The 13880-nt window shown below is 59.1% G+C and carries 15 protein-coding genes, 1 rRNA gene and 1 pseudogene; 10 read left to right on the top strand and 7 right to left on the bottom strand.

The genetic code is table 11. The annotated features are described in order from the left end of the window. Positions 1-180 (bottom strand): 16S ribosomal RNA (locus tag AC1DXW_RS25095); the annotation flags it as partial. 614 nt (positions 181-794) lie between these two features. On the opposite strand from AC1DXW_RS25095, the gene rhtA reads away from it, so the two are divergent. Then, the gene (rhtA, locus tag AC1DXW_RS25100; protein ID WP_477760581.1) at positions 795-1682 is read left to right on the top strand and encodes a threonine/homoserine exporter RhtA; all 888 of its coding nucleotides are present in this window, start codon (positions 795-797) and stop codon (positions 1680-1682) included. Between the two features lie 169 nt (positions 1683-1851). Further along, complete coding sequence (locus tag AC1DXW_RS25105) at positions 1852-2133, top strand: hypothetical protein (protein ID WP_477756613.1); 282 nt, start codon at positions 1852-1854, stop codon at positions 2131-2133. Positions 2134-2147: 14 nt separating this feature from the next. On the opposite strand, the gene AC1DXW_RS25110 is transcribed toward AC1DXW_RS25105, so the two are convergent. Beyond that, positions 2148-2708 carry a TetR/AcrR family transcriptional regulator gene (locus tag AC1DXW_RS25110; RefSeq protein ID WP_477760582.1) on the bottom strand — a complete coding sequence of 187 codons (561 nt, stop codon included), beginning with the start codon at positions 2706-2708 and terminating at the stop codon, positions 2148-2150. Between the two features lie 93 nt (positions 2709-2801). Here AC1DXW_RS25110 and AC1DXW_RS25115 point away from each other — a divergent pair, with 93 nt between their 5' ends. Both AC1DXW_RS25115 and AC1DXW_RS25120 read left to right on the top strand, forming a co-directional pair. Then, on the top strand, positions 2802-3530 hold the full coding sequence (locus AC1DXW_RS25115; protein ID WP_477756615.1) for an SDR family oxidoreductase: 729 nt from the start codon (positions 2802-2804) through the stop codon (positions 3528-3530). Positions 3531-3566: 36 nt separating this feature from the next. Further along, positions 3567-4157, top strand: a complete 591-nt coding sequence (locus AC1DXW_RS25120) for a 2-hydroxychromene-2-carboxylate isomerase (protein WP_477756616.1) — start codon at positions 3567-3569, stop codon at positions 4155-4157. Here the strand turns inward: AC1DXW_RS25120 and AC1DXW_RS25125 are convergent. Next, complete coding sequence (locus tag AC1DXW_RS25125; protein ID WP_477760583.1) at positions 4154-5152, bottom strand: zinc-dependent alcohol dehydrogenase family protein; 999 nt, start codon at positions 5150-5152, stop codon at positions 4154-4156. The genes AC1DXW_RS25120 and AC1DXW_RS25125 overlap by 4 nt on opposite strands. Positions 5153-5256: 104 nt before the next feature. Between AC1DXW_RS25125 and AC1DXW_RS25130 the strand changes: the two genes are divergently transcribed. Beyond that, complete coding sequence (locus AC1DXW_RS25130; RefSeq protein ID WP_477756940.1) at positions 5257-6177, top strand: LysR family transcriptional regulator; 921 nt, start codon at positions 5257-5259, stop codon at positions 6175-6177. 28 nt (positions 6178-6205) lie between these two features. Here AC1DXW_RS25130 and AC1DXW_RS25135 read toward each other — a convergent pair whose 3' ends face one another. The 4 genes from AC1DXW_RS25135 to AC1DXW_RS25150 all read right to left on the bottom strand — a co-directional run bounded on the left by AC1DXW_RS25135 (position 6206) and on the right by AC1DXW_RS25150 (position 10429). Next, complete coding sequence (locus AC1DXW_RS25135; RefSeq protein WP_477760584.1) at positions 6206-8014, bottom strand: aminopeptidase P family protein; 1809 nt, start codon at positions 8012-8014, stop codon at positions 6206-6208. A 65-nt stretch (positions 8015-8079) separates the two neighbouring features. Further along, positions 8080-9237, bottom strand: coding sequence for a cysteine desulfurase family protein (locus AC1DXW_RS25140; protein WP_477756672.1), 1158 nt, complete (start codon positions 9235-9237; stop codon positions 8080-8082). A gap of 206 nt (positions 9238-9443) precedes the next feature. Continuing rightward, the gene (locus AC1DXW_RS25145; RefSeq protein WP_008054246.1) at positions 9444-10058 is read right to left on the bottom strand and encodes a LysE family translocator; all 615 of its coding nucleotides are present in this window, start codon (positions 10056-10058) and stop codon (positions 9444-9446) included. 101 nt (positions 10059-10159) lie between these two features. Beyond that, entirely contained in the window at positions 10160-10429 is a 270-nt protein-coding gene (locus AC1DXW_RS25150; RefSeq protein ID WP_477756046.1) for a hypothetical protein, read from the bottom strand. Between the two features lie 290 nt (positions 10430-10719). Between AC1DXW_RS25150 and AC1DXW_RS25155 the strand changes: the two genes are divergently transcribed. From AC1DXW_RS25155 to AC1DXW_RS25175, 5 genes and pseudogenes are all read left to right on the top strand, one after another. Further along, entirely contained in the window at positions 10720-11178 is a 459-nt protein-coding gene (locus tag AC1DXW_RS25155) for a VOC family protein (protein WP_477756045.1), read from the top strand. A gap of 289 nt (positions 11179-11467) precedes the next feature. Further along, complete coding sequence (locus tag AC1DXW_RS25160) at positions 11468-12670, top strand: PepSY-associated TM helix domain-containing protein (RefSeq protein WP_477760585.1); 1203 nt, start codon at positions 11468-11470, stop codon at positions 12668-12670. Then, positions 12667-13209: a thiamine pyrophosphate-binding protein gene (locus tag AC1DXW_RS25165; RefSeq protein WP_477756043.1), complete on the top strand. Its 543-nt coding sequence runs from the start codon at positions 12667-12669 to the stop codon at positions 13207-13209. The genes AC1DXW_RS25160 and AC1DXW_RS25165 overlap by 4 nt, the downstream gene beginning before the upstream one ends. Beyond that, positions 13206-13535, top strand: coding sequence for a hypothetical protein (locus tag AC1DXW_RS25170; protein ID WP_477760586.1), 330 nt, complete (start codon positions 13206-13208; stop codon positions 13533-13535). The genes AC1DXW_RS25165 and AC1DXW_RS25170 overlap by 4 nt, the downstream gene beginning before the upstream one ends. Further along, a pseudogene (locus AC1DXW_RS25175) lies at positions 13532-13840 on the top strand (DUF6162 family protein); the annotation flags it as partial. The gene AC1DXW_RS25170 and the pseudogene AC1DXW_RS25175, both read left to right, overlap by 4 nt. Positions 13841-13880: the final 40 nt, after the last annotated feature.

Raw genomic sequence — 13880 nt, forward strand, 5'->3', positions numbered from 1 at the left:
GGACGTATGCGGTATTAGCGTTCCTTTCGAAACGTTGTCCCCCACTACCAGGCAGATTCCTAGGCATTACTCACCCGTCCGCCGCTGAATTCAGGAGCAAGCTCCTGTCATCCGCTCGACTTGCATGTGTTAGGCCTGCCGCCAGCGTTCAATCTGAGCCATGATCAAACTCTTCAGTTCAAACATCTTTGGGTTTTGAGAAAACCCTAAACTTGGCTCAGCAATCRTTGGTTACATCTTTGATTTCTCGCGGAGTAACTTGTGATGCTGATAATCTGTTGACTAGCAGTCTGACTCCACAAGCACCCACACGAATTGCTTGATTCAGTTGTTAAAGAGCGGTTGGTTAAGAKCTTTCGTCTCAACCGAGGCGCGCATTCTACAGCAGCCTCATTTGCTGTCAAGTGATTATTTTCAGAAGYTTTCCAAGTTTCCTTTTCAACTTCAACCACTTGCGCTTCAGATCTCTCWTCAGCGGGAGGCGAATTCTACAGCGTTACACGCTGCTGTCAACACCTCTTTTTCAACTCCCTTTTGGCTTCGATGACCTGAAGCAACCTGCTGCCGAAAACTGCATAACTCATTGTTTACCAAAGAGTTTTCCGTTTCGACTGCGCCGGAAGTGGGGCGAATTATAGGCCTCCAGAATCTGCCGTCAAGCACTGATTCTGGCTTTCTACCGACATGTACAAAAACACTGCATATATATAGACGCGCCTGCGGGGAATGCGCAGTATATTGCCCAACACAAAAAGAAATACCCTTGATTCCTATATTTCGGACGATGCCACGTAATGAATGATCAGCCTCGCAGCCTGGCCTCTACCCTGTTCTCGGTTGGACTGCTGCTCATAGCCATGGCATCGATCCAGTCCGGAGCCTCCCTGGCCAAAAGCATGTTCTCCGTTGTTGGCCCTCAGGGGACGACAACATTACGACTGATTTTTGCCAGCGTGATCATGATGCTGATACTGCGTCCATGGCGGGCAAAATTCACCGCAAGATCCCTGCGCACCGTCATCGTCTACGGGATGGCGCTGGGCGGCATGAACTTCCTCTTCTATATGTCATTGCAAACCGTCCCGCTGGGCATCGCGGTGGCTCTTGAATTCACCGGCCCACTGGCCGTGGCGATCTACGCCTCGCGTCGCGCTATCGACTTTTTGTGGATCGCCCTGGCTGCCGTCGGCTTGCTGTTACTGATACCAACAGGAGAAGCGACCGCAGGAATCGATCTGGTAGGCGCCGGTTATGCCTTGGGTGCAGGGATCTGCTGGGCACTGTACATTCTGTTTGGCCAAAAGGCCGGGGCCGATAATGGCGTGCAAACCGCCGCACTGGGGGTAATGATCGCCGCGCTTTTTGTAGCCCCTATCGGTATTGTCCATGCCGGCTCCGCATTGCTGACCCCGTCACTGATCCCCGTGGCCCTTGGCGTCGCCGTCTTGTCCACTGCCCTCCCCTACACCCTGGAGATGGTCGCTCTGACCCGCATGCCGGCCAGAACCTTCGGCACATTGATGAGCATTGAGCCTGCCTTCGGTGCGTTATCGGGCTTGCTGTTCCTGCATGAATACCTCTCACTGTCGCAGTGGATGGCAATCCTGTGCATCATCCTGGCCTCCGTCGGCGCAACCATGACCATGAGCACTGCCGCCAGGCCAGCAGTAGCGGCAGATTGAGAGCGGAGATGACACGGGTCTGGTATTTACCGCTCAACTAGGCCATGTTTAGCCCCGCAACCCAAGGTCATGCCATGGACAAATCCAGATAGGGATATCGGTACGCGTCAAGCGAAAGCGAATGCAGCCAGACCCGGGCACAAGATCCGGGGACGCTAAAAGGACAGTAATGAAACGAATTTTGATACTGGTCGCCGTACTTGCAATTGCAGGCTGCGCAGCGACCTCGGAAACACAGATCAAGCACGGCAAGAAAGGGCTACACATCAACTGCTCCGGATTGTCTTCATCCTGGGACAAGTGCTACGCCAGCGCCGCCAACTCCTGCGCACCCAAGGGATACAAGGTCATTGCCAAGTCGGGAGATGCCGTGGAAGAGCCCGGCGACTATCCTTTTGGCCTCAATCCTGCGGGTTATACCAGCCGCAGCATGATCGTCATCTGCAAATAGGCAAGGTCGTCGCGTCAGGTTCTCGGACTTGCGATCTGACGGCCGATTTCCTCGTAGCTGGACTTCAGCACTGTGCGCTGGATATCCGGGCTAGCGAGCATACGCGCCACGACCAGCGCGCCAATACATTGCGACAGAATCGCCCACGCCAGGCTGTCGCTTTGCAAAACACCTGCCCAACTTTCCTGAAGCCGACAAATCCAGTGCTCTGCCTGTTGGCGGACTGTCAGGTCGGAACGGGCAATTTCCGCCCCCAATGCCGGTAATGCACAACCGGTTTCCGGATTCTCGACGTGAGACATGCTCAGGTACTGTTTCAAGCAGCGCTCAAGCTTGTCACGATCCTGCCCTTCCCCCAGTCGCGCCAGACTTTGACCCAACTCACGTTCAACAATGGTTGCGAACAACTCGTCTTTCGACGAGAAGTGGCTGTAGAAAGCACCGCCACTCAAGCCAATCGCCTTCATCAGGCCATCCACGCCCACCGTTGAAAATCCCGACTTCTTGGCCGATACCGCGCTGCTTTCCAGCAGCCTTTGCCTGGTTTCCAGCTTGTGACTGGCCGAATAACGCATTGTCCTTCTCCCGAGGTTGATCACCTTGACGCTTGTCGAATCGTAGCATAACGTTCGTTTAGCTAACGATCGTTTACCAAAAGGGATCTACCCATGAATAACAAGAAGGTCGTACTGGTTGTCGGTGCAGGTGATGCCACGGGCGGCGCCATTGCCAAGCGTTTTGCCCAAGAGGGTCTTGTCGCCTGCGTCACCCGCCGCAGTGCGGACAAGCTCCAGCCACTGGTGGATGCCATCAAGGCCGATGGTGGCGAGGCCCACGGTTTTGCCTGCGATGCACGCAAGGAGGAAGACGTGATCGCGCTGGTCGAGCGGATCGAAAGCGAGATCGGCCCCATCGAGGCATTTGTCTTCAACATCGGCGCCAACGTGCCGTGCAGCATTCTCGAAGAAACCGCCCGCAAGTATTTCAAGATTTGGGAAATGGCCTGTTTTTCCGGCTTCCTCAACGCGCGTGAAGTGGCCAAGCGCATGGCCAGGCGCCAGCGGGGTACGATCCTGTTCACCGGCGCCACCGCAGGCATGCGTGGCGCTGCCGGGTTCGCCGCATTTGCGGGTGCCAAGCACGGCATTCGTGCACTGGCGCAAAGCATGGCCCGAGAGCTCGGCCCCATGAATATTCACGTTGCCCATGTCGTCGTCGACGGCGCCATCGATACCGACTTCATCCGTGAAAGCTTCCCGGAAAAATATGCCACCAAGGATCAGGATGGCATCCTGAATCCCGAGCATATCGCCGAAAATTACTGGTACCTGCACAGCCAGCCCCGCGATGCCTGGACCTTCGAGCTGGACCTTCGCCCCTGGAGCGAACGCTGGTAATTCCCCAAAAAAAACAACAAGACGAGCGCCTTGACCATGAGCAAAACCGTGGAGTTCTACTTCGACCTCGGCAGCCCCGCCACCTATCTGGCCTATACCCAGCTACCGAAAATTTGCGCACAGACTGATACCCGGTTGATCTACATTCCGTTCTTGCTGGGCGGAGTGTTCAAAGCCACCGGCAACGCCTCTCCGGCGACTGTCCCGGCCAAGGGCCGCTACATGTTTCAGGATCTGGACCGCTACGCCAAACGCTACGGCGTGCCCCTGAAATTCAATCCGCACTTCCCAATCAACACCTTGATGCTCATGCGCGCCGTGACAGGCATGCAGTTGCGCCACCCTGAACGCTTTGCCGCCTTCATCGACTGCCTGTTCAACGCCATTTGGGTCGACGGTCGCAGCCTGGATGAACCGGCAACCGTCGCGGCAGTATTGAGCGAAAACGGATTCGATCCACAAGAGGTGCTGGCCCTGACCGCCGATGAGGAAGTCAAAGCCCTGCTCAAGGACAACACCGAAAAAGCCGTGCAGCGAGGAGTGTTTGGTGCGCCGAGCATGTTTGTCGATAACCAGCTGTACTTCGGCCAGGATCGACTGGACTTCGTACTCGAGGCCCTGGGTTAAATCTCGACCACCAACCGCCCCTTTGCCGCTCCTGACAAGAGCAGTACATGGGCGTCTTCTGCGGATTCCAGCGTGAACGAGTGCGGGTCAAGCAATGGCGCGAGCTTGCCCGCCTCAATCAACTGCGCCGCCTCGTGCAGAATCTCGCCGTGATGCTCACGCCCCTTGCCGGTCAGGAGCGGCAGCAAAGTGAAGACACCGGAGTAAGTCGCCCCGCGAAAGGAAAGCGGTGCCAGGCTGTGCTGCCCCCACCCCAGGCAACTGAGCACATGACCGTGATACATCCGTGCCGCCTTGAATGACGCATCCAGCGTTTCACCCCCCACTGTGTCATAGACAATGTCGAAGCCCTCACCGGCCGTATGCTCCGCCACATAGTCTTCAACCGAAGACTTGCGGTAATCGATAAACGTCGCGCCGAACCCTTCGATAATCGACTGCTGCCCGGCAGAGCCCGTAGCAAAAACTTCTGCGCCAAAAGCGCGGGCGATTTGCACCGCGACATGGCCAACACCACCGGCGCCACCATGGATCAATACCTTCTGCCCGAGCCGAACGCGAGCCCGGTCGACCAGACCTTCCCAAGCGGTGATCAGCACCAGCGGCAATCCGGCAGCCTCACGCATGCTCAAGTTGCGCGGTTTACGTGCCAACAGCCGTGCATCGACCGCCGCGTATTCGGCCAATGAGCCTTGAATACCACCAATACCGGTGGCCATGGCGTACACCTCATCCCCCGGCAGCCAGCCACTGACGCCCTCCCCCAACGCCGCTACGGTCCCGGCCAGATCCATTCCCACTATTGCCGGCAATGGTTGCCCCGCATGGGTCGCCTGCCCGGAGCGGATTTTTCCATCCAGCGGATTCACACCGCTGGCCCGGATCCTGACCAATACCTGCCCCGCCTGCGGCACCGGCCGTGCAACGCAAACCAAACGTAATGGCGCATTGGCCGAGTCGACCATCAGAGCGCGCATATTCAGTGAGTCAGTCATTTCGCCATGTCCCATCAGAAGTGAATACAGGATCAATCTTGCCTCGCCCTATTCATTCCGATAAGACGCCATATCGCTATAGTGATCATGCCGATACAGCATCAATGAGGAATCCCGTGGACAAACTCAATGCAATGGCGATTTTCGTGCGGGTGGTCGAACGGGGCAGTTTTTCCGCCGTTGCCCGGGAGTTGCAGACCAGCCAGCCGACCATCAGCAAAGTATTGCAAGCACTGGAAACCCGATTGGGCGGAAAGCTGATTGCCCGCAGCACCCGCAAGCTATCCCTGACGGACGAAGGTCAGCGCTATTACAACGAATGCCGGACCATCCTCGCCGCCGTGGATGCGGCAGAACATAGCTTCCAGTCCGGTCGGGAAAGGGTCGCCGGACCTCTGAAAATCGGCTCGTCGGTGAGTTTCGGGCGCCTGCAGATCGCACCCCGGTTGCCGGACTTTCTCAAACACTACCCTGACGTACAGATAGACCTGCAACTGAGCGATCAAAACCTGGATCTGGTCGGCGAAGGGCTGGACGTCACATTCCGGATCGGTGCCCTGAACGACAGTGGCCTGATCGCTCGCCATGTCGGCAGTACCCACCGTGTGACCGTCGCATCACCTGACTACCTCAGGCAAAACGGCCAACCGCAAACACCGCAGGAACTGGGCAGGCACAACTGCCTGATGTTCAACCTGCTGAGCAGTCAAAACCTGTGGGTGTACACAAAAGACGCCCAACGCCACGAAGTGCGGATCAAGGGCAATGCGCAGAGCAACAATTCCGAGGCGATCCGCGAAATGGTGCTGGGGGGATTGGGGATTGCGCTGTCACCGGTGTGGCTATTCAGCGAAGACCTGAGCGCCGGCCGGGTGAGCGCGATTTTGCAGGACTACAGTACGTTGTCGCTGCCAATTTATGCCGTATCCCTGGCGAATCGTCGCCAATCCGCCAGGGTCAAAGCCTTTGTCGACTATATGGCTCAGGCGCTGGAAAAAGCGCCTGAGCTGCACATAAACAAATAGCTACACAGGAACCAGTAGCTGTACCCGATCAGATAGCCGTAGTGCGAGTGTTCAGCCACTCAAGTGCAACCCCCTCGACCAACGGACTCAGACGCTCACGCACTTCGGCGTGGTAGGCGTTGAACCACTGTTTTTCCTCGTCCGACAGCAACGATGTTTCCAGGCAACGTGTGTCGATCGGGCACAGGGTCAGCGTTTCGAACTTCAGGAACTCGCCGAATTCGCTCTTGCCCGCCTCACGGTTCATCGCCAGGTTTTCGATCCGCACCCCCCAACGACCCGGACGATAGGTGCCCGGTTCAATGGACGTGATCATGCCGGGTTGCATCGCAGTTTGCGGTGCAGGCGCGGCCTGATAAGCGATGACTTGCGGACCTTCGTGGACGTTCAGGAAGTAACCGACGCCATGACCGGTGCCGTGACCGTAGTCGACACTTTCCGCCCAGATGGGCGCACGGGCGATGGCATCGAGCAGCGGCGACAGGATGCCTTTAGGGAACTGCGCGCGGGACAAGGCAATCACGCCCTTGAGCACGCGGGTGCAATCGCGCTTTTGCTCATCGGTCGGTGTGCCCACCGCAACCATCCGCGTGATGTCAGTGGTGCCGCCCAGGTACTGGCCGCCGGAGTCGATCAGCAGCAGGCCGTCCCCTTCGATCACCGCGTGTTCCTCTTCGGTGGCGTGGTAGTGCGGCATCGCGCCATTGGCGTTGAACGCGGCGATGGTGTTGAAACTCAGCGACACATAATCCGGACGGCGCTCACGGGCGGCGGTGAGTTTTTCGTCGATGGTCAGTTCGGTGATGCGCTCGCGCCCCAGCGCCAAGTCCAGCCAGGCGAAGAATTCGCACAGCGCTGCGCCGTCCTGTTCCATGGCCTGACGGATGTGTTCGGCATCGGCCAGGCTTTTTTGCGATTTGGCCAGGGTCGTCGGGTTCAGGCCTTCGATCAGCCTCACTCCGCTGTCGAGGTTGTCCAGCAACCCCGCCGTGACCCGCGCCGGGTCGACTTGCAGGCTCGCACCGCTCGGTACGGCACGCAGTGCGGCAGAGACTTCGCTGTAATCGCGCAAGGTCACGCCGTCCTGTTCGAGGATGGCGCGCAACTCGGCGCTGACTTTGCTCAAGGCAACGAACAGCGTGGCCTGTTGCTGATTGATCAAGGCGAATGAAACAAACACCGGGTTGAACGACACGTCGCCGCCACGCAGGTTGAACAGCCAGGCGATGTCATCCAGGGTGGCGATGAAATGCCAGTCGGCCCCCCGCGCCTGAAGGGTTTCACGCAGTTTGGCGAGTTTTTCGCCACGGCTGACGGTCGCCTGTGGTGGCAAGTGCTGATAGATCGGTTCGTTCGGCAGGACAGGGCGGTCGTTCCAGACTCCGCTCAGCAGGTCGATGTCGGTGCGCAGACGGGCGCCACGCTCTTCAAGTTTGCTGCCCAGGGTCCGTGCCGAAGCCACGGCCATGACCGCGCCATCGACCGCGACAACGCCCCCCTCGGGGGTTTGCTCGGCCAGCCATTCCAGTGGCCCGGGCTGACCCGGTTGCAGCTTGACCAGATCAATGCCGCTGCCCTTGAGCTCCTTGGTCGCCTGCTCCCAATAACGGCTGTCGGCCCAGACGCCGGCAAAATCCGGGGTCACGATCAGGGTGCCGACCGAACCATGGAAACCCGACAACCACTGACGCCCCTGCCAGTAGCCCGGCAGGTATTCGGACAAGTGCGGGTCGGCCGACGGCACCAGCAAGGCGTGAATGCCCTCCCGGCTCATCAATTCGCGGGTTTGCGCCAGGCGCTGAGGCACCGATCCATTGATCGAAAGCTGCGTATTCATCGTGTCTCCTGCTAACCACTTCATCATTATTGTTGGGTGCCGATCAGCGCCGGCGCTTCGTCGCCTTATTGCCAGAATGCCGGAGCACTGGCGCAGGCTGCCTTGATCAGTTGAACCGCCTGGTCGATGTCCTGCTCGGTGGTGAAACGCCCGAGGCTCAAGCGGATGGTGCGACTGGCCGAACGGGCATCATGCCCCAGGGCCAGCAGTACATGGGATGGGGTATTGCTCGCGGAATTGCAGGCCGAGGTCGCGGAAAACGCGATCGAGGCCAGCAACGCCGCCGGGTTGAACTCGCCTTCGCTGAAGGTCAGGCTCAGGGTATGGGGAATGCGCCGGGTCGGGCTGCCGTTCAGGCGCACGCCGGGAACACTTTGCAATTGCTCGAGCAAGCGTTCACGCAAACGCACGATGGTGGCTTTCTCTTCATCGAACGCAGCCGCCGCCAGTGCAAAGGCTGCGCCCATGGCCACGATCTGATGGGTCGCCAGCGTGCCGGAACGCAAACCGCCCTCATGCCCGCCGCCATGGATCTGCGCCTGCAAACGCTGTTGTGCACGCGGACCGACGTACAACGCACCAATGCCTTTGGGGCCATAGAGCTTGTGCGCGGAAAACGACATCAGGTCCACCGGCCACTGCCCGAGATCGATCGCCACTTTGCCCGCGCCCTGTGCGGCGTCGACATGGAACAACGCCCCGCGATCACGCACGACCTGACCGATGGCGGGAATGTCGTTGAGGGTGCCCAGTTCGTTGTTGACCAGCATCAGCGACACCAGGAAGGTGTCCTCGCGCATGGCTTCGCTGACCGCTTGCGCGGTGATCAGGCCCTCGGCGTCCGGCACCAGATAGGTCACGGCTACGCCGGCCTCCTGCAGTTGCCTGGCGGTATCGAGAATGGCCTTGTGTTCGATCTGGCTGGTGATGATATGACCGCCGCCAGTGCCGCGGGCCTGGGCCACGCCTTTGAGCGCGAGGTTGTTGGATTCGGTGGCGCCGGAGGTCCAGACGATCTGCCCGGGCGTCGCGCCGACCAGTTCGGCGACCTGGCATCGCGCCTGTTCGACCGATTGCCGGGCCTGCTGGCCGAAGACGTGGGAGCTGGAGGCCGGGTTGCCGAAATTGCCGGTAAAGCCCAGACACTCGACCATCACCTTGATGACCCGCTCATCCACCGGCGTGGTGGCGGCGTAATCGAAATACAACGGACGTTTATTCATAAAAGACTCGCAGAGCGTGTTCCGGGATCAGGAAGCTCGTGACTGCAAACGGCAAAGCGCAGCCTTGTGAGCTGCGCGCTGTTTTCAGAACGCTACCAATACCTGATCGGATGCCGTTAAAGAAGAATTACTTCATTTAAAAGTGCGTAGGAACGCTCCTGAAAAGTCAGCTTAACAGGCATCGGGCAAGCGGTTGAAGCAATGCGTCAGCTAAAGCTTTCGAGCAACAGCGGATACAGCGAACCCACGAGCAGCGCGGCCATGCCCCAATTGAACAGGCGCAGCCAGCGACGATCCTTCAGAACGTTGCGCAACAGCGTGCCGCAAGCGGCCCAGACACCGACACTCGGCAGGTTGATGATCGCAAAGACAGCCGCGATCACGATCACATTGGTGAAGTAACCCTGCATCGGTGTGTAGGTGCTGATGGCGCCAATGGCCATGATCCAGGCTTTGGGATTGACCCACTGGAACGCGGCGGCACCCAGATAGCTGATCGGTTTCGCCTCGCCCTGCTGACTCTCCGACATGGGCCCCGAATGGGCGATTTTCCACGCCAGATACAGCAAATACGCCGCCCCCGCATAACGCAGCACGGTGTAGAGCAAAGGGTAAGTCTGGAACACCGCGCCAAGGCCAAAACCGACCGCCACCACGAGTACAAAGAAGCCACAAGTGATGCCGAGCATGTGCGGAATCGTGCGGTTGAAGCCGAAGTTCACCCCGGATGCCAGCAACATGGTGTTGTTCGGGCCGGGTGTGATCGAGGTGACGAGGGCAAACAGGGCGAAGCCCAGCAGCAGGTCGAGAGAGAGCGTCATGGGTGGCAGTCCGTCAGGGGCGTTCAGGTGTTGACCCTATCGCACACCCTGGACAAAACCCATGGACAGTTACGCGAAACTTGGAGCAGTACAGTTTCGCCTCAGCTTGGACGACCGTGGAGCTGTACAGATCGCCCGGCGTTCATTTCACCCTGGTTGTCGAAGTTGAACGACTTTTGCGGCTGGCCGAGCAGTTCGGCTTTTTTCGCGTGGTATTCGTCGAAGGACAGTCCACGGCGGTTCAGCGCTTCCAGCGCCAGTTCCTTGCTTTCTTCAGCCGTGTAAGGGCGAAGCTCGGGGGAGACATGGCTGGCACATCCGGCGAGTACGGAGACGGCGAGCATCAGCATCGTAGCGATCATCGGTTTCATTTCTGGCGTCCTGGCGACTGGGTTCGAGGCAATGAACACAGGCTACCCGCGCCTCCCGGGCAGCAGAAATCAACGCTTTCAATAGTGGCTATCAAGAAATGGCGATCATTGTCGATGCGCTGGGAGAACGCGGGCCGGGGGCGCATTGGCTGGACCCGACTTGATGGCACTTGTATGGCGCTGCTGCTCGTCGGGCAATCGGTGAGGCGAAAGAGGCTGGCCTATATTTATTCGGTCGTACAACGGCACAGGCACTTTCCATTCACACTACAAGAACAGGGAGATCCATCATGAGCGTCAAACCCATTCCAGAGGGGTATCACAGCATCACCCCCTACCTGGGCATCAACAAAGCCGCCGAAGCCATCGCTTTCTACAAAAAAGCCTTCGGCGCCATTGAAGTCATGCGCCTGAACATGCCCGATGGCGGTGTCGGCCACGCCGAACTGCGCATCGGCGATTGCCCGATCATGCTGGGCACACCGTGCGATCAAGGGCCGCTGAGCAACCCGGACAATTCGCCGTCGGTGGGTCTGCATTTGTACGTGACGGATGTCGACAAGTCCTACAAACAGGCGATCGATGCCGGCGCAACCGTTGTATCGGAGGTCAAGGATCAGTTTTACGGCGACCGTTCAGGGACCTTGAAAGATCCCTACGGGCACCTGTGGTTCCTGGCCACGCACAAGGAAGACCTGACCCAGGAGCAGATCGAGCAACGGGCGAAGGAGATGTTTGCCCAGGGTTGAAATCCCTGGTGCTGGAGCGGGCCTCTTCGCGAGCAGGCTCGCTCCCACAGGGGCCCCGCCTTCAACAGCACCGCCGACTTGCTGATCACTTGCGCAAGCATGCCCGCCCCTGACCTGTCGGCAATGCGAAACATTTTCTTTCATTTCCCCTTTCGGGATTTCCCCTGCTCATCCGTCCTACCTAGATGCAGTCCTGTCGCGTAGGCAAAAACCACGACTGGACTTTCAGGGCGCTCATCCCTGCGAAGCCCGCAGCCGAGTAGCCTCTCATCCAGGCAAGACCTCCAACATGTCAAAGAAGTCCCGTTCAAAAATCTGGTTCCTGGTCCATAGCTGGCTGGCGCTGCCAATCTGGTTTTTCGTGCTGATCGTCTGTGTGACCGGAACCCTGGCCGTCATCAGCCAGGAAATCGTCTGGCTGGCCAACCCGCCAATGCGCGCCAGCCAGCCCTCGGACGATGCTCCGCTGCTCAGCTATCAGCAGGTCATCGAGGCCATCAACAGGGCCGAACCGCAGACCGTGGTGCAGAGCATCAGCCGCCCCGACGAATCGCACTTCGCCCTGGATGTCGAAGTCAGCTACCCCGACGGGCGCTCGGTGGTGATTTATGTCAATCCGTACAGCGGCGTGATCCAGGGTGTCGCGCCGCAATTCAACTTCCGCGCCTTCACCCGCGCCCTGCACGCTTGGTGGCTGGTGCCTTTTACCAATGGCTATAGCTGGGGCTGGTACCTGGTGTCGTTTCTCGGCTTGCCATTGCTGGCGTCTCTGGTCACCGGGCTGGTGGTCTACAAACGCTTCTGGAATGGTTTTTTCCGCCCGACCCTGCGCATTCGCCACGGCGCGCGGATTTTCTGGGGCGACTTTCATCGCTTGAGCGGCATCTGGTCGATCTGGTTCATCGCGGTGATTTCCATCACCGGCACCTGGTTCCTGATCCAGGCACTGCTGTCCGATAACCAGATTTCCATTTCCACGGAAAAGATTATCCCGGCGATGTCCCGCGAAGCGGTGCCGCTGTCAGCCGATGGCTCACCCCCGCCGCGTATCGACCTTGATCGTGCGATTGAAATCGCCACGCAGGAAATCTCCGGACTGGAGGCCAGTTTCGTCAGCCTGCCGGGCAATGCCTACAGCCATCTGGATGTCGGTGGACGCGGTTGGTATCCGTTGATGTTCCAGACCGCGACCCTCAACCCGTACAACGGCGAAGTCGCCGCCTCGCGCCTGATTTCCGACCGTTCGACCCTGGAGTTCGTCACCGAGTCCATGCGCCCGCTGCACACCGGTGATTTCGGCGGACTGTGGATCAAGCTGATCTGGGCGTTCTTCGGCCTGCTGCTGAGCATGATGGTGCTCAGCGGTTTGCTGATCTGGACCAAGCGCACGGCACTGGCCACGGCCAATGCCTTCAAGCGCAGCAACAAGAAACCGCGTGGTTCCACTGCGCAACCGGTCACGAACAATGAACCGTCGGAGATCAACCTGTGAGCAAAGTCACTGCGGCCTCACAACCCTCGCGCCTGAGCATGTTCTGGCACAAATGGCGCTTTCACCTGAATGTCCTGTTGCTGCTGATTCCCTTGGGCTTCATGCCCAAGTATTTCGCCGACGAGTCGCTGATGCGGGGCGACAGTGGCCTGGGCGAACGGGAAGTCGGCGAAGTCCAGGTCGGTCCCTGGAGCCTGCGCCTGGCGGAGTTGCGTAACGCCGCACCCATGCTCGATGACCCGGCCGGTTACATGAAGGGCTTCAACGCCGCGCTGTGCGAAGCCTGTATCGGACGGGTCAAGGCCACTTACCTGCGCATCGGCAAGCCCCGCAGTCTGCGCGCCGCCGGGGTGATTTTCTTCGGCACACCATACCGCATGGGCGCTTCACTGCCCGTCCCGGAAAAGACCACGGCCGACGCCGAACTGTGGATCACCATGGAAGGCTGGGACGGCGCCATGCATCAGGCATCCATTCCTTTGAGCCAGGCCTCCCCCGCCACCATCGCCTGGTTGAACAAACAAGGAGGCAAACCATGATCAACCCTCTTCGCTCGCTCAACGCCCTGTTGCTGTTGCTCTGCGCCGGTTTCAGCGCCAGCGCCCTGGCCCACAACCCGATATGCGAATGCAAGGCCATCGACGCGGAGCAGATCAAGTGCACCGGCGGTTTTTCCGACGGCAGCGGCGCTCCGGGCGTGACTCTCGATGTGATCGGCTATGACGAAACCATTCTGGTGCCGGGCAAGCTCGGGCCTGATTCGACCCTGACCTTCAAGAAGCCCGGCGCCGAGTTCTATGTGTTGTTTGACGCCGGCCCCGGTCACGTCGTGGAAATCGACCAAGCGGACATCGAGGCASCATGAGCACTCCAACGACCCAAGTCGTGCGCCCGGCCGGGGCCGGTCACGAAACCCTCTACGTTCTGCTGCTGTGCCTGATGATTTTGGCGGTGGCCGGCTCGGTGGTGCTCTGGCGTGGTGAACCCCATGAGGTGAGCAACGTCGGCAGCCATCAACTGGATGCGCGCCGTGACCTCAGTGCATCCGAACAAGGTATCTACGCCGATTTGCGGGTGACGCTGGACGAGATCCACCTGCTGCGCCAGGAACAGCAAACGTCGCCGACTCCCGAGGCTCTCGCCGAGGAAGGTTTTGCGCCATTTGCCCAGATTCGTTGAATTGATAAAGCGTCTTGGCGGGCGTCGCCGA

Source organism: Pseudomonas sp. P4_C4, assembly GCF_056402055.1.

What these genes read in the sequence shown, in the direction of transcription:
- AC1DXW_RS25155 (WP_477756045.1), top strand. Translation starts at nt 10,720, where the DNA reads ATGAGCGTCAAACCCATTCCAGAGGGGTATCACAGCATCACCCCCTAC.
- AC1DXW_RS25160 (WP_477760585.1), top strand. Translation starts at nt 11,468, where the DNA reads ATGTCAAAGAAGTCCCGTTCAAAAATCTGGTTCCTGGTCCATAGCTGG.
- rhtA (WP_477760581.1), top strand. Translation starts at nt 795, where the DNA reads ATGAATGATCAGCCTCGCAGCCTGGCCTCTACCCTGTTCTCGGTTGGA.
- AC1DXW_RS25110 (WP_477760582.1), bottom strand. Translation starts at nt 2,708, where the DNA reads ATGCGTTATTCGGCCAGTCACAAGCTGGAAACCAGGCAAAGGCTGCTG.
- AC1DXW_RS25140 (WP_477756672.1), bottom strand. Translation starts at nt 9,237, where the DNA reads ATGAATAAACGTCCGTTGTATTTCGATTACGCCGCCACCACGCCGGTG.
- AC1DXW_RS25125 (WP_477760583.1), bottom strand. Translation starts at nt 5,152, where the DNA reads ATGACTGACTCACTGAATATGCGCGCTCTGATGGTCGACTCGGCCAAT.
- AC1DXW_RS25105 (WP_477756613.1), top strand. Translation starts at nt 1,852, where the DNA reads ATGAAACGAATTTTGATACTGGTCGCCGTACTTGCAATTGCAGGCTGC.
- AC1DXW_RS25120 (WP_477756616.1), top strand. Translation starts at nt 3,567, where the DNA reads ATGAGCAAAACCGTGGAGTTCTACTTCGACCTCGGCAGCCCCGCCACC.
- AC1DXW_RS25135 (WP_477760584.1), bottom strand. Translation starts at nt 8,014, where the DNA reads ATGAATACGCAGCTTTCGATCAATGGATCGGTGCCTCAGCGCCTGGCG.
- AC1DXW_RS25150 (WP_477756046.1), bottom strand. Translation starts at nt 10,429, where the DNA reads ATGAAACCGATGATCGCTACGATGCTGATGCTCGCCGTCTCCGTACTC.
- AC1DXW_RS25130 (WP_477756940.1), top strand. Translation starts at nt 5,257, where the DNA reads ATGAGGAATCCCGTGGACAAACTCAATGCAATGGCGATTTTCGTGCGG.
- AC1DXW_RS25145 (WP_008054246.1), bottom strand. Translation starts at nt 10,058, where the DNA reads ATGACGCTCTCTCTCGACCTGCTGCTGGGCTTCGCCCTGTTTGCCCTC.
- AC1DXW_RS25115 (WP_477756615.1), top strand. Translation starts at nt 2,802, where the DNA reads ATGAATAACAAGAAGGTCGTACTGGTTGTCGGTGCAGGTGATGCCACG.